Source organism: Stenotrophomonas sp. STEN225, from assembly GCF_056756445.1.
Window position 1 is genome coordinate 100,915 of sequence record NZ_JBRRBV010000013.1, and the last position, 20,665, is coordinate 121,579.

The following is a 20,665-nucleotide window of genomic DNA, read 5'->3' on the forward strand; positions in this document are numbered from 1 at the left end:
ATGCCCCTGACCGGTCCCTCCCTCGGGGCACTGCGCATCCTGCTGGTGGAGGATTCGCCGGAAGACGCCGAGCTGATGTCCGAACAGATGCTGGATGCGGGCCTGGAAGCCCGCTTCGAGCGCGTTGAGAGCGAGGCGGAACTGCGCCAGGCGCTGGCCGCCTTCCAGCCGGATATCGTGCTGTCCGACCTGAGCATGCCGGGTTTCTCCGGCGACGATGCCCTGCGCATCGTGCGCGAGACGGCGCCGGATGTTCCCTTCATCTTCGTCTCGGGCACGATGGGTGAGGAGAATGCAGTGGCGGCGCTGCAGAAGGGCGCCAACGACTACATCATCAAGCACCAGCCGGCGCGCCTGCCGTCGGCGGTGGCCCGTGCGATCCGCGAGGCGCGCAGCGCGGTGGAGCGTTCGCGCGTGGAGACCGAGCTGATGCGCGCGCAACGGCTGGAAAGCCTTTCGCTGCTCGCCGCTGGCCTCAGCCACGACCTGCGCAACATCCTGCAGCCGCTGCTGATCATGCCGGACCTGCTGAAGGCGCGCACCGATGATCCGCAGCTGCACCACCTTGCGGATGTGATCGCCGAGTGCGGCCGCCGCGGTCATGAAATGGCGGAATCGATGTTGTCGTTCGTCCGTGGCTCGCGCAAGCCCAGCGAACGCGTCCAGATCGACGGCCTGTTCGACGCGGTGGCGCTGCTGCTGCGCAGCAACGTGCCCGATGCGGTGCGCCTGCACCTGCAGGTGGAGGATGAGGGCCTGGCGGTCGATGCGAACTACACCGAGCTGCAGCAGGTGCTGTTGAACCTGGCACTCAATGCGATCCAGGCGATGCCCAGCGGCGGCCGCCTGAGCCTGACCGCAAGCCATGCCGGCGAGCGCGACGGTGTGGACTGGATGCGCATCGCCGTGGCCGATGAAGGCATCGGCATGGATGCCGATACGCTCTCGCATCTGTTCAATCCCTTCTTCACCACCAAGGCGGACGGTACCGGCCTGGGCCTGATTTCCTGCAAGCGCATCGTCGAAGGTGCTGGCGGCAGCATCACGGTCACCAGCCAGCCGGGGCAGGGCACCTGTTTCGAGCTGCGCCTGCCGATGCGTGACACCATCGAGAGCGGCGAGCCGATCGAGCAGCTGGTGGCACTCGGCAGTGGCCAGTCGATCCTGGTGGTCGATGGCGAAGCCACGCGCCTGTCGCTGCTGGGCAACGCGCTGTCCAGCCAGGGATATCAGCTGCAGCTGGCTTCCGATGGACCGGCGGCGTTGCGCTGGATGCAGCAGGAGGCGATGCCGGCGCTGGTGATCGCCGACGCCGGCTCCAAACTGCTGCCGGCCAGCCAGCTGCTGGGCGAAATGGCCGGGCTGGGTTACCGGGGGCCGGCGCTGGTGCTGGAAGACGCGTCAGTGGACGTTCCGGCCGATGCATTCCCTGATGGCATCGAGGTGCATGTGCTGCGCAAGCCGTTGCAGATGCAGCAGGTGTTCCGCGCTGTGGCAGAGGCACTGGGCTGAATTTGCGTCGCCGGGCCATGCCCGGCGCTACCGGAAGCGGTAGGTAGCGCCAGGCCATGCCCGGCGGCAGGTCACGCCGGCCGTTCCGGGGTCTCCCACGGGAAGCGTGGCAGGCTGTCCACGGCCTGTTCCAGCCGCCGTGACCAGTTCTGGTGGATGTCCGCATACAGGGGCGAGTCCGCGCCCAGCCGCAGCTGCTGGGCGATCCGCAGCTCGCCGTCGCGCAGCAATGCCAGATCGATCGGCAGCCCGACCGACAGGTTGGAACGGATGGTCGAATCCAGCGACACGATCGCCGTGCGTGCGGCGTCCTCTAGGCGCGTGGCCGGGCTGAGGATGCGGTCGAGGATCGGCTTGCCATACTTGGACTCGCCGATCTGCAGGTAGGGGGTCTCCGGCGAGGCGGCGATGGCATTGCCCAGCGGGTAGATCATGTACAGGCCGGGGCGTTCGCCGGCGACCTGGCCGCCGAAGATCAGCGTGGCCTGGGTGTTGACGCCGTCATGGCCGTGCTCGCTGTGGCCGCCGTGCACCTGGCTGTCCACCAGCAGGCGACCGACGTAGGCAGCCGCTTCGAACAGATGGGTCATGTCGCGCAGGTTGGGCGTGCGCCGCTCGCTGGCGTCCCGGGTCAGGCGCGAGACCAGCAACTGGGTGGTGGCCAGGTTGCCCGCCGCCATCAACACGTAGGCCGCCTGGCCGGGATACTCGAACACGTGCAGCTTGCGGTGCACGCGCACATCGTCCAGCGAGGCATTGGTCCGGGTGTCGGCAGCGAAGACCAGGCCCTGGTCCACCTCGATTCCAACGCAATAGGTCATGTCGGTGCCCTATCATGTGCGTCCCGGATTGTAGGCAGGCCGCCGTGACGACGGCATGCCCACGCCCCCCCAGACCCGTCACCTGAACCGCATGACCACCGTGCTCCTCAGCCTGGGCAGCAACGTCCAGCCCCGCCGCCATCTCCACGCCGCGGTGGCGGCCCTGCGCGAGCGTTTCGGCGCGTTGCAGGTGTCTCCGGCCTACCGCACGGCCGCGGTCGGCTTCGATGGCCCGGCCTTCCTCAACAATGGCGTGCTGATCCAGACCGATCTGCCGCTGCAGGCGCTGGATGATTGGCTGCACGCACTGGAAGACGCCCACGGTCGTGATCGCAGTGGTCCGCGCTTCTCCGACCGCACCCTGGACATCGACGTGGTGTTCTACGGCAACCACATCGTGGAAGGCCCGGGCCATCTGCGCATTCCGCGCCCCGAGCTGAAGCACGCCTTCGTGCTGAAGCCGCTGGCGGACATCGCGCCAGACTTCATCGACCCGGTCAGCGGCCTGGCCCTGGCGGCGCTGTGGCGCGCACACGCTCAGTTTGGCGAGGCATTCGAGGTGGTTGACCTGGAATGAGGGCCGCTGCGCTCGCCTACGTAGATCGGTAGCGCCGGGCCATGCCCGGCGGACTTCAACTCACCGTGCGTCCGCCATCCACGCGCAGGGTGTGGCCGGTGACGAAGCTGGCTTCGGCCACCAGCCAGTACACCGCCTCGGCGATCTCCTCCACCGTGCCGGTGCGTGCCAGCGGCGTGCGCGCCAGCAGGGCCTCGCGGGCGAAATCGTCCTTTCCCTGCTCGGGCCACAGGATCGCACCGGGGGCGACCGCATTGACCCGCACTTTCGGCGCCAGTTCCAGCGCCAGTGACCGGGTGGCCATCTCCAGTGCGGCCTTGGCCATGGTGTAGGCCACATGGTCGCGCATCGGGTCGGTGCCGTGCAGATCGGTCAGATTGACGATGCAGCCCTGCTGGCGGCGCAGGTACGGCGCGGCCGCCTGTGACAGCAGCAGCGGTGCACGCGCATTGACCGCGTACAGCTCATCCATCGCTTCGGCGGTCACCTGGCCGAGCGGGGTGGGGAAGAAGTTGGACGCGTTGTTGACCAGCGCATCGAGGCGGCCGAAGTGGGCCACGGCCTGCTCGACCAGATCGGGCAGGGCACCGGCATCGCGCAGGTCGGCCTGCAGGGCCAGCACGCTGCCCGGACGGACGTTGTCCAGGTCGAAGGCGGCCTGCTGCAGCTCGGCGCTGGACGTGTTGGCATGCAGCACCACCGACCAGCCACAGGCGTGGAACTGGCGTGCGATGCCGGCGCCGATCCGGCGCGCGCTGCCGGTGATCAGGGCCACGGGGGCGGTGTCGCTCATCGAGGGTCCTCCAAGGCTCGGCTATCCTGTGCACCATTGTCACCGCATTCGAAGACGCCATGCAGCCTACCTTCCCTCTGCCCGATGCCGACGCCCTGGCCCACAGCGACCAGCTGGCCGCCGCACTGCGCGCTGAAATCCTCGCCCAGGGGGGCGCGATGCCGTTTTCCCGCTTCATGGAACTGTGCCTGTACGCACCCGGGTGGGGCTATTACAGCGCCGGTTCCAGCAAGTTCGGTGGCGGTGGTGACTTCACCACCGCGCCCGAGCTGGGTGGCCTGTTCGCCGGCAGCGTGGCCAATGCGCTGGCGCCGGTGTTCGCCCAGCTCGGTGCGCAGTCGCGGATGCTGGAGCTGGGCGGCGGCACCGGTGCCTTCGCCGAAGCCGTGCTGCTGCGGCTGGCCGAGCTGGATGCGGTGCCTTCGCGTTATGCCATCCTTGAACCCAGTGCCGACCTGCGCCAGCGCCAGCAGCAGCGCCTGCAACAGGCGCTGCCGGCAGAGCTGGCCACGCGCGTGGACTGGATCGACCGTCCGTTCGAAGAGGACTGGGAAGGTGTGGTGTTCGCCAACGAGGTGATCGACGCACTTCCGACCCCGCGCTTCCTGATCAGGGACGGCGAGGTCTACGAGGAAACCGTGGAGCTGGACGCGGAGGGCAACTTCATCCGTGGCGCGCAGCCGGCCGATATTCTGCTCAACGGCGCCGTGCGCCACATCGAACGCTATCTCGAAAGGCCCTTCGCCGACGGATACCGCTCGGAGGTGCTGCCGCAGCTGCCGTACTGGCTGCAGGCAGTGGCTGGCGGCCTGCAACGTGGCGCGATGTTGTTCATCGACTACGGCTACAGCCGCAGCGAGTTCTACCAGCACGATCGCGACGACGGCACGGTGCGCGCCTTCTACCGCCACCACGTGCATAACGACGTGCATCGCTGGCCGGGCCTGCAGGACATCACGGCCTCGGTGGACTTCACCGCGATGGCCGAAGCGGGCCTGCACGGTGGCTTCGAGCTGGCGGGGTACTGCAGCCAGGCCAGCTTCCTGATCGGCAATGGCCTGGACCAGGTGCTGAGCCTGGCCGAGGAGCGTACCGATGAGGTGGGGCGCATCCAGCTGCGCGACCAGGTGAAGAAGCTGACCCTGCCGACCGGCATGGGCGAGCGCTTCCAGGCGATCGGCCTGCAGCGTGGAATCGACTTCGAGCCGGCGTTCGCGCTGGGCGATCTGAGCTGGCGCCTGTGAGCGCGACGGCGCGCATGATCAAGCCGCTGCGGCGGCCGCGGCTATGGACTGCGCTGTGGGTGCTGGCCGTGCTGTTCGTGATCGTGGTCTGCCTGATTCCCCCGCCACCGATTCCCGTGCCGGAGAACGGCGACAAGGTCGAGCATTTCCTGGCGTACTTCATTCTGTCCGGCAGTGCCGTGCAGCTGTTCCGGCAAGGACGTCCGCTGCTGTGGGTCGGGCTGGGCCTGGTGCTGATGGGAATCGGGATCGAGTTCGCACAGGGGGCGCTGACACGCGACCGCATGGCCGACCCGATGGACGCCCTGGCCAACACGGTTGGCGTTCTTGCCGGATTGGGCCTCGCGCTGACCCCGCTGCGCGACCTCCTGCTGCGCTGGCGGGGCTGACACGCCTTCCCTGGTTGAAGTGGAACCGGGCATGGCCCGGCTCCACAGCGGTTACTTCTGCAGCGTCACTTCGTCCAGCACCCACATCGCCGGGCGGGTATCACCGGTGAAGTTGATGCACAGGTCGTCGGTGCCATGCGTGCCCTTCGGCAGCGTCGCACGCAGGCTCACGAAGCCATCGGCATCGGGCGTGGCCGGCAGCGGGACTTCGGCCAGCACCTTGCCCGTGCAGCTGCCCCGGCGGATCAGCATCTCGCCGTGCGCGCGCCTGGCCTTCTCGAAGCGACGGTTCGGCTCGTCATGCGCCAGCTGGAAGTAGTAGGGGATGCGACCGGCGCGCACCTCCACGCTGCCGATGCCGTCCAGCTGCGCCTGTGGCCAGCGCCAGCAGGGCTGGAAGATGTCCACGTTGAAGACCGCGCGTGCGCCCTCGCGCGGGCCATCGTCTTCCAGGCGCAGTACCAGGCCCTTGTTGCCAACGCAGCTGAGCAGTTCGTCGCTGCGGCGGGCGAGCAGCGATTGCGGAGTGAACGCGGCTACGGTGGGCTCTGCGGCCAGCATCCGGCCCTGGTAGAACGCTGCGGCCTGTACCGTGGTGGGCACCTTCGCGGTCAGCGGCTGCTGGTACAGCGGCGACTGCGCGGTCACCGGCTGGCCATCGGTGCTGTAGCGCACCTCGTAGCCCAGCGGGTTGGCCAGCGACACCGTCACCGTGCCTGCGGCGCGATCATCGTGGTACGCCACGCCCACTTCGAACGGGGTCTGTGCATAGGCGAGTCCCCATGCGCGGTAGCGCTGCAGCTGTGACGGCAGGCGTGCCAGGAAGTCGCGGAAGTCACGCTTCCCGGGCGGGCTCCAGCCGGTCTCGGCCACCGCCGCCAGGCGTGGGAACAGGTTGTGCTGCAGCCGCGCATAGCTGCGGGTGTGCTCGGTGAACATGTTCGCCTGCAGGCCGAGGATGTGTCCGCGCTTGTCGGCGGGCAGTTCGTCCGGCACCGGCTCGAAGTTGTAGAGCTTGCCGAGGTTGACCTGCGTGGGGCGGCCCGGCGGTTCATTGGGCGAGGCGGTCTGCAGGTAGTCCAGGTACAGGTAGCCGACCGGCGACATGATCACGTCATGGCCGGCGCTGGCAGCGGCCAGGCCGCCTTCGGTACCGCGCCAGGACATCACCGTGGCCTGCGGCGGCAGGCCGCCTTCGAGGATCTCGTCCCAGCCGATCAGGCGGCGGTCGTGCGCTTCCAGGAAGGTTTCCAGGCGCTTGATGATGTGGCTCTGCATGGCCATCTCATCCTTGATGCCCAGCTCGCGCATGCGCTGCTGCACCTGCTTTGAGGCGATCCATTGGTCCTTGACCGCCTCGTCGCCACCCACGTGCACGTACTTCGCCGGGAACAGTGCGATCACCTCCTCCAGCACGTTCTCGAGGAAGGTCACGGTGCTGTCTTCCACGTTGAAGAGGTTGGGGAACACGCCCCATTCGCTGATCGGCTTCAGCGGCGTGCTGATCGAGCCCAGCTCCGGATAGGCGGCGATCGCGGCGGTGGCATGGCCCGGCACGTCGATTTCCGGAATCACCTGGATGTGCAGCTTGGCTGCATAGGCAATCACTTCACGGATCTGCTCCTGCGTGTAGAAACCGCAATACGGGTACTCCTGTCTGGTCACCGGATCGATGCCGCCCTCTCCTGCGGGCAGGCGGCAACTGCCCACGCCGGTCAGCTTCGGGTAGCGCTTGATCTCCATGCGCCAGCCCTGGTCATCGGTCAGGTGCCAATGGAAGGTGTTGAGCTTGTGCGCGGACATCGCATCAAGCACGCGCTTGATCTCGTCCAGGCTCTGGAAATGCCGTGCCGAGTCGAGCATGAAGCCCCGCCAGGGGAAACGCGGCGCATCCTGGATCTGCACGGCCGGCAGCGCGCCCTGGCTGCCGCCGGTGGCCAGCTGGGCCAGCGTGGTGGCGCCGTAGAACAGGCCGGTCTCGTTGCCGGCCTGCACCAGCACGCCCTGCGCGGTGCTCTCCAGCGTGTAGCTCTCGCCGCTGTCGCGGAAGGTGGGAACGATCTGGAAGCGGATGCCGCCGGCCTTGGCCGCAGCCTTGCCGGTAGCCAGCACCAGGCGCGGGCCACCGCTGCGCGCCAGCAGGTCGGCGAACTGGGTGGCGACCCGCTGTGCGGCCTCGCCGTCTGCGTACAGCGCGGTCGTGGCGGACACAGTGATGCCACTGCCCTGGCCGGGCTGCACGCTGGCGGGGGCGGGAATCAGCATCAGGCTGTTGGCGCGCAGCTGCGGGCCAGGAGCTTCAGCGGCGGGCACCGGATCGGCGGCGAAGGCCGGCAGGGCCGGCAGCAGGGCAAACAGGCTGCCCAGCAGCAGTGCGCCGTGCATCCTGGCGCGGAAGGGCTTGACCATCGGAACGACTCCTTGGAACGGTGCGATGAACGCTATACATGAAAAACGCCGGGCCCGGAATGACCCAGGCCCGGCGTGCGTGCACGACTCGGCGATGACGCGGCCGATGGATCAGTACTTGAAGCGGAAGTTGAGGTAGTACTGGCGGCCGTTGCTGTAGAACGACGTCGGAATGGCCGCGGTCTGGTAGTACTTGTAGGTCGGGTTGTTGAGGTTCAGCGCATCCAGGCTGATGCTCAGCCAGTCGGTGGCCTTGTAGCTCAGCGAGGCCGACAGCGCGCCGAAATCATCCTGGTAGTACGGGTTGGTGCCCGACAGGCTGATCAGGAACGACGAGCGGTGCGTGTAGCTGACGCGTGCCCCGAAACGCTCGTTCTCGAAGTAGGCCCCCACGTTGTAGGTGTTCTTCGAGGTACCCAGCAGGTTGTGCGAACCGTCGGACCAGGTGTGGGCCGTGGTGCCGTTGGCGTAGGTGTAGTTGGCGTTGATGCCGAAGTACTCGCCGATCGGCTGCTCATAGGCCACTTCCACACCGGTGACCTTGCCGTCGGCATTGATCGGGGTGGAGATCTGGTAGGTCTCGAGCTGGTTGGTCAGTTCGCTGTACAGCTGGCGCGAGACCACGTCGAAGGCGATGTAGTCCTTCATGTCCATGTGGTACGCACCGACCGACAGCAGGCCGCGCGGCATGAAGTACCACTCCAGGTTGGCGTCGAAGTTGGTGGACAGGGTCGGCTTCAGGTTCGGGTTGCCACCGCCGCCGGTCTTGTTCAGGTCCGAACCCCACGACGAAGCGCCCAGGGCCGAATAATCCGGCAGGGTCTGGGTCTGCGACGCGGCCACGCGCAGCACCAGCCTGTCGTCCAGGTCGAACTTGATGTTGGCGCTGGGCAGGACGCGGTTGCGCTTGTTCTGGAAGGCGGTGCGCTCCCACATGCCGAACAGGCTGCTCACATCGGCATCGGCGGCATTGCTGACCGCGTTGTAGGTGTCGATGTCCTGCTTGATGTTGACGTAGCGCAGGCCGACGTTGCCGCTCCACCAGTCGCCGCTGAAGTTGGCCTGCACGTAGCCGGCGAAGTTCTTCTCCTTCACCTTCCACTCGGCACCGTAGTTGTGGCGGCCGGTGGGGCCATCGTTGCCGGCCAGCCAGGTGGAGTTGTTGATGATCGCGTTCTTCAGTGCATCCGGCGTGTAGTACCAGATGTTGCGCGGGAAGGTGCCGCCGACATCACCGGCGAAGCCGCTGGGATAGTTGGCGGTGGCGCTGCCCTGCAGTGCGGACCAGATGTCACCCGGGGTCGCACCTTCCGGCGAGAGCGCTTCGCGTTCGTGGTCGGCGAAGCGCACGCCGAAGTCCACGGAGTTCAGCACGCCGGTGCCGAAATACTGGCTGAAGTCCAGCGTGGCCCAGTCTTCCTTGTCTTCGGCGCGGACCAGCTGGTTGCCCCACGTGCCGAAACTGGTGACGCCGCTGGGGCTGATGTCGCCGCCGATGTTCCAGTCCACCGGCGAACCGGCGCCGTGCGTTGCCCAGCTGGCACCGCCGCCCTGGCCGAGCGTGACTTCAGCAATGAACTGGCGCGGGGTTTCACCGGTGCCCTTGGTGGTACCGGCCTGGAACTTCATGTCCAGGGTGTCGTTGATCTGCCAGTCGGCGTCGAACGTGACGTAGTTGGTCTTGGCCGTGGCTTCACGGTAGATCATGTCGTAGACACCGTAGTTGGTGCCCGGAACGCCCGCGTAGGTGGCATTGCTCAACACGCCGTCGGTCACGGTGTAGCCCGGGTTCGGCGCCTGCGACTTGGCGAAGTTGCCGCCCCACAGCATGAAATTGCGGTTGTAGTTGTTGGCTTCCAGCTTGGAGGAGAAGCCGCTCAGCGACAGGTTCAGCGTATCGGTCGGCTTGAACTGGATGGTCACCAGCCCGCCCTTGCGTTCGCGGGTCTGTTCGAACAGGGTCGAACCCAGCAGGCCGGGGACGGCCACGCCGATCAGGTCCGGATTGGTGAGGGCCACCGGATCATCGGCGCCGATCCGGGTGAAACCGCCCGGGATTTCCTGCGCCTCACGGCGGAGCTCGCGCTTCTGGTAGAAGGCCTGCAGCATCACGCCGAAGTTGTTGGCGTCATTCTTGTAGTTGAACAGCGCCGAGTACTGCGGGTCGGTCGACTTGGCCTGGTCCGAACGGACCGCACCCACCGAGGCTTCCGCACTGAAGGGCTTGGCGAACTCCAGCGGCTTGCGGGTGATGATGTTGACGGTACCGGTGGTGCCGCCATCCTGCAGCTTGGCCTGCGAGGACTTGTTCACTTCCACCGAGCTCACCAGCTCGGAGGGCAGCAGCGAGTAGCTGACGCTGCGGCCGACGTTGTTGCCCTGGCTGAGCACGAACCAGTCGGCCGAGCCGACCGTGTGGCCGTTGATCAGGGTCTGGGTCAGGCTCGGGCTGGTGCCACGCAGGCTGACGCGGTCGGCTTCATCGAAGCCGCCTTCGTCGGCGCTGGACGAGCTGATGTTGACGCCGGGCAGGCGCTGCAGGGTGTCGGCCACATTGTGCGCCGGCAGCTTGCCGACGTCTTCGGCGGTCACCACTTCCACGCGCGCGTTGGCTTCGCGCTTGGTATCCAGCGACTTCTCCATCGAGCCACGGATGCCGGTGACGGTCACGGTGTCCAGGTCGGTTGCGGTCGGCGCAGCCTGCTGGGCATGTGCGCTGAAAGCGAGGCAGCTGACGATGGCGGCCGAAAGCAGGGTCTTGCGGGTGTTCATGATGTCTCTCCTCATCACTCGATTGGGTGCCGGCGGCGGTGTTCGGTTGCGGTTGCGTTGACGTGCGCGGGGCGGCGGCGATGTCCCGTGCATTGGCGTGCCACGTACTGCGTGCTGCGATTGCGTTGAAGCCTGTTGCGGTGTCAGGCGGCCGACTGCTGCAGGTACCAGCTGGCAGCACCGACCACGCCCAGCTGGCCGTGCTCGACCACCTTCACCGGGATGCGTGCCAGTGCTTCGCCCATCGGCCCCTTCTGCAGGTAGCGCTCGACGAAGGTGCTGGTGCGCAGGTACTCGCGGATCTGCGGCAGGATGCCGCCGGCCAGATAGACGCCCCCATGGGCGCCGTAGAACAGGGCCATGTCGCCGATGGTGCTGCCGAGCAGGCCGCAGAACACATCCAGCGCCTTGCGTGCGTGCGCATCAGTGCCGGCCATCGCCGCGGCGGTGACCGCGTCCGGACTGGCCAGGGTGGGCTGCTGTCCCTGCAGGGCGCACACCGCGCGGTACAGGTTCATCAGGCCGGGGCCGGAGATTGCGTGCTCGATCGACACGTGAGCGCGCTCGCGCTGCATGTGGCGGACGATGGCCATTTCCAGTTCGGTGCTGGCGGCCAGCGTCGGTTGCCCGGCTTCGGTAGCCAGCACGACCGGGCCATGGGCGGTCGGGATCCACAGTGCCGCACCCAGGCCCGTACCCGGACCGACCACGAGGGTCGGTCCGCGCGGGGCGCTTTCCGGCCCACACAGGTGCAGGACGCCGCTGGCGTCGACCTGTGCCGCGGCATAGGCCACCGCTTCGAAGTCGTTGACGATGTGGACCTGCTGTACGCCGACGTCGGCCTCGATCTGCCGCGCGGACAGCGGCCAGGGCACGTTGGCAGTGATGACCGTCCCGTCTTCGCGCGCATAACCGGCCGTGGCCACCACGCAATGCGCCGGGCGCGGGCCGTCGCCCAGGAAGTCGGACAGGATCGCACTCAGGCCGGCGTGGTCGGCATTGCGATACTTGCGGTATTCCAGCACCTGCACCGGATGGGCGGCATCGCCGCTGGCCTGGACCCGGGCGACACGCACATGGGTGCCGCCGACGTCGGCGGCCAGGAACGAGGGCGCGACGCGGGACAGGACATGGGCCGGGGCGGGATGGCTGGCGGTCACGCGGGCTCCTGCTGAAGAGGGGGCCGGATCCGAGGGTGAGGCCGGCTGTTGGGCGGAGTCTGTAACCCCGCTGACAACGATGTCAACGAGTTCGTGACACTTTCGTTGCTGCGGCGCAACGAATGGGGTGTGCGGTAAACGTTTCCATGACGTGAACGGCGCGTTCACGCCGGAGCCCTTGCTGCACGGGGCTCAACGGCTCCAGCGTATTCAGCACGCGACCGTAGGCGACGGTTGCGCGATGCAGCATGGCCTGCGCTGCCCCGCGCAGGGAAGTTGACAAACCGCCGTTGTCCATCGAAAGAATGTGACAACGTTGTTCCCAGCCACTCTCCGACGCCGCGTTCTGCGACCGTCGCCGCAGGAGCCCTCCTGATGTCCGCCGTCCCCGCTGCAAGCGCGCGCCCGAACGTGGCCACCTCCATCGCCATCGTCGGCGTCCTGTTCTTCCTGATCGGTTTCTTCACCTGGCTCAACGGCCCGCTGATCACCTTCGTCAAGCTGGCCTTCGAGCTCAGCGAGGTCGGCGCCTTCCTGGTGCTGATGGTGTTCTACCTGTCCTATTTCTTCCTGGCCCTGCCGTCGTCGTGGATCCTGCGCCGCACCGGCATGAAGAAGGGCCTCAGCCTGAGCCTGCTGGTGATGGCCGGCGGCGCGGCACTCTTCGGTGAATTCGCGACGCAGCGCTGGTACCCCGGCGCGCTGGGCGGGCTGTTCGTGATCGGCAGCGGCCTGGCCCTGCTGCAGACGGCGATCAATCCCTACATCTCCATCCTCGGCCCGATCGAGACCGCAGCGCGTCGCATCGCGCTGATGGGCATCTGCAACAAGATCGCCGGCATGCTGGCGCCGGTGCTGATCGGCACCCTGGTGCTGCATGGCATCGGTGACCTGGACAAGCAGGTGCAGGCGGCCGACGCGGTCACCAAGGTGGCCCTGCTCAATGAGTTCGCCGCCAAGATCCATGCGCCGTACCTGGCGATGGCCGGCCTGCTGGTGCTGCTGGCCGTCGCCGTATTGTTCTCGCCGCTGCCGGAGATCAAGTCCTCCGAGGCCAACGCCACCCCGACGGCCGCCGGCGCGGCCGAGCGCAGCAGCATCTTCCAGTTCCCGCACCTGTGGCTGGGCGTGCTCTGCCTGTTCGTGTATGTCGGCGTGGAAGTGATGGCCGGTGATGCCATCGGTACCTATGGCCACGGCTTCGACCTGCCGCTGGACCAGACCAAGATGTTCACCTCGTTGACCCTGGCGGCGATGCTGGCTGGCTACGTGGTGGGCCTGCTGCTGATTCCCCGGGTGGTTTCGCAGTCGCGCTACCTGACCGTTTCGGCGGTACTGGGCGTGGTGTTCTGCCTCGGTGCTTGGGCCACCCACGGCTACGTTTCGGTGGCCTTCGTGGCCCTGCTGGGCTTTGCCAACGCAATGATGTGGCCGGCCATCTTCCCGCTGGCGATCCGTGGCCTGGGCCGTTTCACCGAGACCGGCTCGGCGCTGCTGGTGATGGGTATCGCCGGTGGCGCGATCATTCCGCAGTTGTTCGCCGTGCTCAAGCAGCACATCGATTTCCAGCTGGTGTTCGTGCTGCTGATGGTGCCGTGCTACCTGTACATCCTGTTCTACTCGGTCATCGGCCACCGCGCCGGCCTGCCGCAGGAGCGCTGATAGGCGATGATGGACGGCAGCCAACCCCAGGGAAAACCCATGCGCAGAGCGACCATCAAGGACGTCGCGGAGAAGGCCAAGGTCTCTCTGAAGACCGTCTCGCGGGTGATCAACAACGAGCCCTCCGTGATGCAGGCCACCCGCGCACGGGTGCTGCGGGCGATCGCCGAGCTCGACTACGAGCCCGATCCGTCCGCGCGCAACCTGCGCAGCGGGACCACTTTCGTGATCGGGCTGGTCTACGACAACCCCAACCCGTACCACATCATCGGCGTGCAGAACGGCGTGCTGGCCGCGTGCCGGGAGACCGGCTTCGGCCTGCAGATCCATCCCTGCGACTCGAGCTCGCCCCTGTTGGCCGATGAACTGGCCGACTGGGTACAGCGCTCGCGCCTGGCCGGCCTGGTGCTGACCGCACCGATGTCCGAGCGCCGCGATCTGGTGCAGGCGCTGACCGCACGTGGCATCAAGCTGGTGCGCATCATCGCGGCGACCGAGGACCCGGCGGACGGAGCCTGCGTGTTCGTCGACGACCGCGAAGCGGCCTATGAGATCACCGAGCATCTGATCCAGCTGGGCCATCAGCGCATCGGCTTCCTGTGGGGTGGCAGCTCGCACCGCTCTTCCGGCGAACGCTATGCCGGCTACGAAGCGGCGCTGAAGGACTACGGCATGACCGTGGACAAGCATCTTGTGGTGCAGGGCGACTACACCTTCGACGACGGTTTCCGGGGCGCGCGCCGCCTGCTGGCGCTGCGCGAACCGCCCACCGCCATCTTCGGTTCCAACGATGAAATCGCTGCGGGCGTGCTGGCCGCTGCCAAATCGGCGGGGATGAACGTGCCCTACGACCTGTCCATTGCCGGCTTCGAGGACAGCCCGTTCTCGCGCCAGTCCTGGCCGCCGTTGACCACCGCCAAGCAGGCCACCGAGGACATCGCACGCCACGCCGCGCGCCTGCTGATCGCGCAGCTGCGCAGCGATGCCTATGACGACGCGCCTGCACCGCTGCACAACCAGGGCTTCGTGCCGCAGCTGGTAGTGCGCGGGTCGACTGCGCCGATGCGTCCCGCCGGCGCCCGCCCACTCCCTTCCGATCCTGCCTGAGCCCGCCATGTCGCTGTCCGACCCCACCTCCACCCTGATGTTCGCCGAAGCCGCTGAAGCGGCCGACGTCGTCGCCCGCCAGTTCTCGCGCAACCACGCCACGATGGAGACGCTGGCTGCCAGCCTGCGCGCCGCGCCACCCCCGTTCGTGGTCACCTGCGCGCGCGGCAGCTCCGATCATGCCGCCACCTACGGCAAGTACCTGCTGGAAACCCAGCTGGGCCTGGTGGTCGCCTCCGCCTCGCCGTCTGTGGGCTCGGTGTATGCCGCGCCGCTGCAGCTGCGCGGTGCACTGTTCATCGTCATCTCGCAGTCGGGCAAGAGTCCGGATCTGCTGCGCAATGCCGAAGCGGCCAAGGCCGCCGGCGCGCGCGTGGTCGCACTGGTCAATGTCGAGGATTCGCCGTTGGCGCAGCTGGCCGACACGGTGATTCCGCTGCATGCGGGCCCGGAGAAGAGCGTGGCCGCGACCAAGAGCTACCTGGCGTCGCTTGCGGCACTGCTGCAGCTGGCCACGTACTGGAAGCAGGACAGTGGCCTGCGCGCTGCGCTGGAGCTGCTGCCGGATGCGTTGCGCGAGGCATGGCAGTGCGATTGGACGGCGCTGGCCGATGGCCTGGTGGACGCCACCAACCTGTTCGTGCTCGGGCGTGGGCTTGGGCTTGGCGCCGCGCAGGAAGCGGCGCTGAAATTCAAGGAAACCTGCAGCCTGCACGCCGAGGCCTACAGCTCGGCCGAGGTCAAGCATGGCCCGATGGCGCTGGTCGGCCGCGGTTTCCCGGTGCTGGCTTTCGCCCAGCCCGATGAGACCGGCGCGGGCACACGTGCCGTGGTGGAGGAGTTCTCAGCGCGTGGTGCGCAGGTATGGATGGCCGGCGCCGCAGGCAACCTGCCGGTGGCTGCCGCGCCGCATCCGTTGTGCGCTCCGCTGCTCACCGTGCAGAGTTTCTACCGTGCGATCAATGCGCTGGCGCTGCGCCGCGGGTTCAACCCGGACCTGCCGCCGCATCTGAACAAGGTCACGGAGACCGTGTGATGGCAACCGTGCTGCGCAATGCCCGCATCCTGGTCGGGGATGATTTCCGCGATGACCTGGCAGTGCTCATCGAGGACGGGAAGATCAGCGCGCTGCTCCCCGATGCCGCGCCGCAGGTGGGCCAGGCGGCCGAGCAGGTCGATCTCGGCGGCGGCTGGCTGCTGCCGGGTTTCATCGATGTGCAGGTCAATGGCGGTGGCGGCGCGCTGTTCAACAACACGCCGGACGTGGCGGCCCTGCGCACCATCGCGCAGGCGCACCGCCGTTTCGGCACCACCGCGATGCTGCCGACGCTGATCAGTGATGACGTGGCGGTGATGCGCGAGGCGATCGCCGCCTTGCGCGAAGCCATCGCTCAAGGCGTACCCGGTGTCATCGGCATCCATCTGGAAGGGCCGTACATCGCCCCGGCACGGAAGGGGACCCACGACGCCAGCAAGTTCCGCGTGCCCGATGCGGAGGAGATCGCGCTGGCCGCCTCGCTGGACAATGGCGTGACCCTGCTCACCCTTGCGCCGGAACGGGTACCGCTGGAGTCGATCCGCGCGCTGGTGGAGCGCGGGGTGATCGTCGCGGCTGGACATACCGCTGGAACGTACGAAGAGATCCGCGCCGGCCTGGATGCCGGTGTGCGCGGCTTCACCCATCTGTACAACGCGATGTCGCCGCTGCAGGGCCGGGAGCCGGGTGCGGTGGGTGCCGCGCTGGAAGATCGCGACAGCTGGATCGGCATCATCGTCGACGGCGTGCACGTGCATCCGGCCAGCCTGCGGGTAGCGCTGGCGGCCAAGCCACGCGGTCGCCTGCTGCTGGTGACCGATGCGATGCCGCCGGTCGGCGCCGATGATCCCAGCTATGTGCTGTATGGCGAGACCATCACTGCCGTCGATGGGGTGGTGCGCAACGCGGCTGGCGCGCTGGCCGGCTCGGCACTGGACATGGCCACGGCCGTGCGCAACACCGTGCAGATGCTCGGCCAGCCGCTTGCCGAAGCGGCACGCATGGCCTCGACCTATCCGGCGCAGTTCCTCAATGTGGACGACCGGCTGGGCCACATCGCCGAAGGTTACCAGGCCGACCTGGTGCTGCTGGACGATGCCCTGCAGGTGCGGGGCACCTGGATTGCCGGACAGTACGAGGCCGCCTGATGAGTGCTGCGCCGTCAGCGCGCCTGGGCTCGATCGATGCCCTGCGCGGCATCACCGTGGCGGCGATGCTGCTGGTCAACAACCCGGGCGACTGGAGTGCGGTGTTCGCACCGCTGCGTCATTCGGACTGGCATGGCTGCACGCCCACCGATCTGGTGTTCCCGTTCTTCCTGTTCCTGGTGGGCGTGTCGATGGCCTTCAGCGTGGCACCGCGCGCGCTCGATGCTTCGAAGCGACCCACACTGGCGCGTGGCGTGCTGGAGCGCGCGTTGCGCATCCTGGTAGCCGGGGCGTTGTTGCATCTGCTGATCTGGTGGGCGCTGGATACGCATCACTTCCGCATCTGGGGCGTGCTGCAACGCATCGCGGTGTGTGCGGCGCTGGTTGGCCTGCTGGCGGTGTATGCGCGGCTGCACGTGCAGGCCGGGGTGCTTGTCGGGCTGCTGGTGGGCTATACCGTGCTGCTGCTCGGCCTCGGTGATCTGGCGCCATGGACCAATCCGGCCAGCCGTCTGGATACCGCGCTGTTCGCCCCGTGGATCTACCAGTGGCACGCCGATACCGGGCTTGGGCATGACCCGGAAGGGCTGCTGAGCACGCTGGGCGCGCTGGCCAGCACCACCCTGGGCCTGCTGGCCGGCGCACTGCTGCGCAGAGGTCGCGCTGTGGCGCTGGCAGGATTGGGCGCCGCAACGGCAGTGCTGGGCCTGCTGCTTGCCATTGTGCTGCCGTTGAACAAGCAGCTGTGGACGCCCAGCTACGTGCTGTGGACCGGAGGTCTTGCGGCGCTGGCCCTGTGGCTGGCGCATGTGCTGATCGACCAGAAGGGCTGGCCCGCGTGGGGCCGTCGTTTCGGCGTCAACGCGATCACCGCGTACCTGGGGGCCTCGGTGATGTCGGTGGCATTGTTGGCAACCGGCGCCTGGGGCTGGGTCTGGCAGCAGCTGGCGGCGGCGATGCCGGGTGCGCTGGAGCTGGCGTCGATGCTGCAGGCCCTGGCCTTCGTCACCCTGTGGTGGGGCGTCGCGTGGTGGCTGGACCGGCGCAGGATCTATCTCAAGATCTGACAGCGCCGGGGTATGGACGCACCTGCGGTGGAGCAGGGCCAGCTCGGCTCATTGCTGGCCGGGGACTGCCGGTGCGGGCTCCACCAGCGCCCCCGCGTGATCGGCCAGCACCTGTACCGCGTGCAGCAGCCCTTCTTCCACCTGCGGCGGGCAGTGCGCTCGGGCATCGTCCATCTCCCGCGCCGCCTGCGCGGCCAGCAGCAGTCCTGCGCAGGAAGACACTGCGGCCAGGCAGCGCGTAGCGCCGGCCAGGTCACGCGCCCTCGCTTCCGTGATCCGCGTTTCGGGCCGAGGTTGGCCGTTGGCACCGTCGCCGCGCGCGATGCTGCGTAACCGGGCGAAGAATGCAGGCTGCGGCACGTTCTCGTGGGCTGCGGCCAGCGCATCTTCCAGGATGTCGGCGGCAGCGGCGGGCAGCCGCAGCCCAGGCAGGGCGTCGCCCAGCAGCGCGTGCAGGCGGGGATGGGTGGGATGGGGCAGGGTCATGGTGGCAACCTCACAGGCAAGGCCACCTGCGGGGCGCAGGGTGGCGGGCGGTGCGGGTTGGCGTGCCGGTGAAGCTTTTCAACGGAGAAAAAGCCGGCGGATCCGGAGATCCCCACGCACCGCCCGCCGCAGAACGACGGAGGGTGCACTATTCGGGCCCGCGATGTTGTCGCAGGCCCGCCGTTGAGAAGCTTCATTCGGGACGCCAATCCCGGCCAGCACAGGGGCGCTGGCAGATGCCACCGTCGCGCGGTCCACAGCGCGATGACATGGGCAAAGTTGCAATGTGTGTGTCCGTATCGCCCATCTGTCGCGTGAACGGAGCGCCGTGTCGGCATCGCGCAATGCCTGCGCTGCCAGCCAGGTCAGATACGACAACCTGCGCGATGGCCGTGCCGATCATCAACCCGCTATGCTGGGCGCCTGACTCAACGGCAAGGAACGTCGTATGCAGATCTGCAACGGAGTGCGGCGCGCGGGTGCGACGGTGGTCGTGCTTTGGGCTGCGCAGACGATGGCCGCAACGGCCTCGGCATCCGCGGTTGAACTGCCCTCACCGGAGGCGCAGGTGCAGATGCTGCAGCTGCTGGAGGCACGCGCGCTGTATCGCGACCGTGTCGATTGGGCCGGTGTACGTGCGACGCTGGCCGCCGCAACCGACGATGCCGACCGGCGCCGGTTGCTGGATGACGCCGCGACCCGCAGCACGGGCGGCCATGGCCGCTGGATTCCGCCCAGCCTGCAACGCCAGCGTTCCGGGCGTGCGCAACGCTTGAAGGCCGGCCAGGATGCGGCATCGCCAATGCCGTGGCAGGCCGATGCGCGCGTCGGTGTGCTGCGGGTGAGCCCATTCCTGGACGATCCTCAGGCGGGCGAGCAGGCACGGTATGACGCTCGCAGAACCTACGCGCTGGCGCTGCAGCACCGCATCGTGACCCTGGATGACGGCACGCGGTGCGGCTGGGTGGTCGATCTGTCCGGCAATGGCGGCGGCAACATGTGGCCCATGCTGCTGGGACTGCTGCCGTTGTTGCAGGGCACCCCGGATAAGGAAGGGGCCGTGATCGGCGGCTTCCGCAGCGCCGAAGGGCAACGGCCGTGGCGACAACGCGACGGAGAGGTCCTGGATGGCGCGAATTCGCGGCTTCGCTCGCGCCAGGCGGCCTATGCGCTGCGCGGCGGTCCCGCACCGGTCGCGGTGGTGTTCGGCCCCCGTACTGCCAGTTCGGGCGAGGCCGTGGCGCTGGCCTTCCGCGGCCAGCCCGGCAGCCGCAGCTTCGGCCAGCCCAGTGCAGGCTATTCCACCGGCAATCAACCCGTGCCCCTGGTGGATGGCAGCATGCTGCTGCTGACCGTGAATGTCATGACCGACCGCCAGGGGCAGGGTGACGGTCGCCAGCTGCAGCCGGATCAGCCCACCGCCCCCGGAGCGTCCGGTCTGCAGGCCGCGCAGGACTGGCTGCTGGCCCAGCCCGCCTGCTCGGGGCGTTGATCTGCACGCAGGAAAGCGAGCCGTGGGAGGCGCCGCTTACACCGGTTCATCGCTCGAGGGCTCGGCCTGTTAAAGTCTCTCCTGCAATCACGTAGCGGAAGCGACCATGGACCACGACACCCCGTTCGAACCCCTCAACGACCTCGAGGTGCGCCTGCTGCAGGCCCAGGATGGCACGCTGACCGCGTCGCAGTTCCTCGATGGGCTGCTGACCTCGACGGCGTTCGTGCTGCTGGACAAGGCCATCGGCGAAGACGGCGCATGGGACGAGAGCATCTCGCCCCTGGTGCTGACCAGCGAGAGTGGCGAGCCGATGTTCGCGGTGTTCACCGCCCCCGAGCGTGCCGGCCTGTGGCACGAACAGCTGCCGCAGTTCGCGCATGCCATGCCGATCGCGGTGCATGCGCTGCTGGCCGGAATCGGCGACGGTGTCGGCCTGGTGCTGAACCCCGGCCTGGACGTGGGCATGGAGATGATTCCCGATGCCGTGGCGCAGTTGAAGCAGCGCGCTGCTGCGATCACGCGGGGCATGGCGCACTGACCACACCGATGCCGGTGGTAGATCCGGATGCGCTCACATGTGGTGTCGCATAAGGACCGGGTTTGCCGCTGAGAAGTGATTCGACGATCACTTTGAGGTTTTCATCGACAGAGAATTGGCATTGCTGTGCGTGAGTCTCGGCGCTGGCATGTCTGCGTTGTCGTCTTTGACTCTTTCTTCTGTGCCCTGCAGCCGAACAGTCTGGCCCGTTTCAAGCCGGACGCGCGTTGCTCATGGAAGGACTTCCGCATCACCTCCGTCATGCGACGTTGCTCGCGGCGCTTGCAGCGCCGCGAAGCGACGATCGCTTTCTCAGGTTGCACACCCCCTGCGGCACTGACGTGCTGGTGGCCGAAACGCTGGATGGCGTCGAACAGATCGACGGCATCGGTTTCCAGTGGACGATCACGGCGCTGTCGCTGGATGCGGGCCTGCCGCTGGGCCCGCTG

Annotated in this window: 17 protein-coding genes; 11 read left to right on the forward strand and 6 right to left on the reverse strand. The window is 67.5% G+C overall.

The genetic code is table 11. From position 1 onward, the window contains the following. Positions 1 to 1,512 carry an ATP-binding response regulator gene (locus ACVOJ1_RS13825; RefSeq protein WP_263175777.1) on the forward strand — a complete coding sequence of 504 codons (1,512 nt, stop codon included), beginning with the start codon at positions 1 to 3 and terminating at the stop codon, positions 1,510 to 1,512. 71 nt (positions 1,513 to 1,583) lie between these two features. Here ACVOJ1_RS13825 and ACVOJ1_RS13830 read toward each other — a convergent pair whose 3' ends face one another. Beyond that, entirely contained in the window at positions 1,584 to 2,333 is a 750-nt protein-coding gene (locus tag ACVOJ1_RS13830) for a proteasome-type protease (protein ID WP_263175775.1), read from the reverse strand. Positions 2,334 to 2,424: 91 nt separating this feature from the next. Here ACVOJ1_RS13830 and folK point away from each other — a divergent pair, with 91 nt between their 5' ends. Then, on the forward strand, positions 2,425 to 2,910 hold the full coding sequence (gene folK / locus ACVOJ1_RS13835; protein WP_065175155.1) for a 2-amino-4-hydroxy-6-hydroxymethyldihydropteridine diphosphokinase: 486 nt from the start codon (positions 2,425 to 2,427) through the stop codon (positions 2,908 to 2,910). A gap of 55 nt (positions 2,911 to 2,965) precedes the next feature. Here folK and ACVOJ1_RS13840 read toward each other — a convergent pair whose 3' ends face one another. Continuing rightward, a complete protein-coding gene (locus tag ACVOJ1_RS13840) occupies positions 2,966 to 3,703 on the reverse strand; it encodes a pteridine reductase (protein WP_346480548.1) in 738 nt (245 codons plus the stop codon). 59 nt (positions 3,704 to 3,762) lie between these two features. On the opposite strand from ACVOJ1_RS13840, the gene ACVOJ1_RS13845 reads away from it, so the two are divergent. Continuing rightward, positions 3,763 to 4,947, forward strand: a complete 1,185-nt coding sequence (locus tag ACVOJ1_RS13845) for a class I SAM-dependent methyltransferase (RefSeq protein ID WP_180877152.1) — start codon at positions 3,763 to 3,765, stop codon at positions 4,945 to 4,947. 14 nt (positions 4,948 to 4,961) lie between these two features. Then, the gene (locus tag ACVOJ1_RS13850; protein WP_065175153.1) at positions 4,962 to 5,336 is read left to right on the forward strand and encodes a VanZ family protein; all 375 of its coding nucleotides are present in this window, start codon (positions 4,962 to 4,964) and stop codon (positions 5,334 to 5,336) included. A 51-nt stretch (positions 5,337 to 5,387) separates the two neighbouring features. Here the strand turns inward: ACVOJ1_RS13850 and ACVOJ1_RS13855 are convergent, their stop codons facing one another. From ACVOJ1_RS13855 to ACVOJ1_RS13865, 3 genes are all read right to left on the reverse strand, one after another. Next, positions 5,388 to 7,745 carry a family 20 glycosylhydrolase gene (locus ACVOJ1_RS13855; RefSeq protein WP_346480549.1) on the reverse strand — a complete coding sequence of 786 codons (2,358 nt, stop codon included), beginning with the start codon at positions 7,743 to 7,745 and terminating at the stop codon, positions 5,388 to 5,390. Between the two features lie 111 nt (positions 7,746 to 7,856). After that, the gene (locus ACVOJ1_RS13860; RefSeq protein WP_346480550.1) at positions 7,857 to 10,517 is read right to left on the reverse strand and encodes a TonB-dependent receptor; all 2,661 of its coding nucleotides are present in this window, start codon (positions 10,515 to 10,517) and stop codon (positions 7,857 to 7,859) included. Positions 10,518 to 10,660: 143 nt separating this feature from the next. Further along, on the reverse strand, positions 10,661 to 11,677 hold the full coding sequence (locus tag ACVOJ1_RS13865) for a glucokinase family protein (RefSeq protein ID WP_053519284.1): 1,017 nt from the start codon (positions 11,675 to 11,677) through the stop codon (positions 10,661 to 10,663). A 375-nt stretch (positions 11,678 to 12,052) separates the two neighbouring features. Here ACVOJ1_RS13865 and ACVOJ1_RS13870 point away from each other — a divergent pair, with 375 nt between their 5' ends. Genes ACVOJ1_RS13870 through ACVOJ1_RS13890 form a run of 5 tightly spaced genes read left to right on the forward strand, consistent with a single transcriptional unit; the run spans position 12,053 to position 17,697 of the window. Then, the gene (locus tag ACVOJ1_RS13870; protein ID WP_053519282.1) at positions 12,053 to 13,339 is read left to right on the forward strand and encodes a sugar MFS transporter; all 1,287 of its coding nucleotides are present in this window, start codon (positions 12,053 to 12,055) and stop codon (positions 13,337 to 13,339) included. A 39-nt stretch (positions 13,340 to 13,378) separates the two neighbouring features. Further along, positions 13,379 to 14,446 (forward strand): LacI family DNA-binding transcriptional regulator, encoded by a 1,068-nt coding sequence (locus ACVOJ1_RS13875; protein WP_049466708.1) that lies wholly within the window; start codon positions 13,379 to 13,381, stop codon positions 14,444 to 14,446. A gap of 7 nt (positions 14,447 to 14,453) precedes the next feature. Further along, the gene (locus ACVOJ1_RS13880) at positions 14,454 to 15,482 is read left to right on the forward strand and encodes an SIS domain-containing protein (protein ID WP_053519280.1); all 1,029 of its coding nucleotides are present in this window, start codon (positions 14,454 to 14,456) and stop codon (positions 15,480 to 15,482) included. Then, positions 15,482 to 16,630 (forward strand): N-acetylglucosamine-6-phosphate deacetylase, encoded by a 1,149-nt coding sequence (nagA, locus tag ACVOJ1_RS13885; RefSeq protein ID WP_111186185.1) that lies wholly within the window; start codon positions 15,482 to 15,484, stop codon positions 16,628 to 16,630. The genes ACVOJ1_RS13880 and nagA overlap by 1 nt, the downstream gene beginning before the upstream one ends. Further along, positions 16,630 to 17,697, forward strand: coding sequence for an acyltransferase family protein (locus tag ACVOJ1_RS13890; RefSeq protein WP_193396478.1), 1,068 nt, complete (start codon positions 16,630 to 16,632; stop codon positions 17,695 to 17,697). The genes nagA and ACVOJ1_RS13890 overlap by 1 nt, the downstream gene beginning before the upstream one ends. A 48-nt stretch (positions 17,698 to 17,745) precedes the next feature. On the opposite strand, the gene ACVOJ1_RS13895 is transcribed toward ACVOJ1_RS13890, so the two are convergent. Next, positions 17,746 to 18,183, reverse strand: coding sequence for a hypothetical protein (locus tag ACVOJ1_RS13895; protein ID WP_197571822.1), 438 nt, complete (start codon positions 18,181 to 18,183; stop codon positions 17,746 to 17,748). Positions 18,184 to 18,631: 448 nt separating this feature from the next. Here ACVOJ1_RS13895 and ACVOJ1_RS13900 point away from each other — a divergent pair, with 448 nt between their 5' ends. Then, positions 18,632 to 19,675, forward strand: coding sequence for a S41 family peptidase (locus ACVOJ1_RS13900; protein ID WP_197571821.1), 1,044 nt, complete (start codon positions 18,632 to 18,634; stop codon positions 19,673 to 19,675). A gap of 106 nt (positions 19,676 to 19,781) precedes the next feature. Beyond that, the gene (locus tag ACVOJ1_RS13905) at positions 19,782 to 20,216 is read left to right on the forward strand and encodes an SseB family protein (protein ID WP_005411035.1); all 435 of its coding nucleotides are present in this window, start codon (positions 19,782 to 19,784) and stop codon (positions 20,214 to 20,216) included. Positions 20,217 to 20,665: the final 449 nt, after the last annotated feature.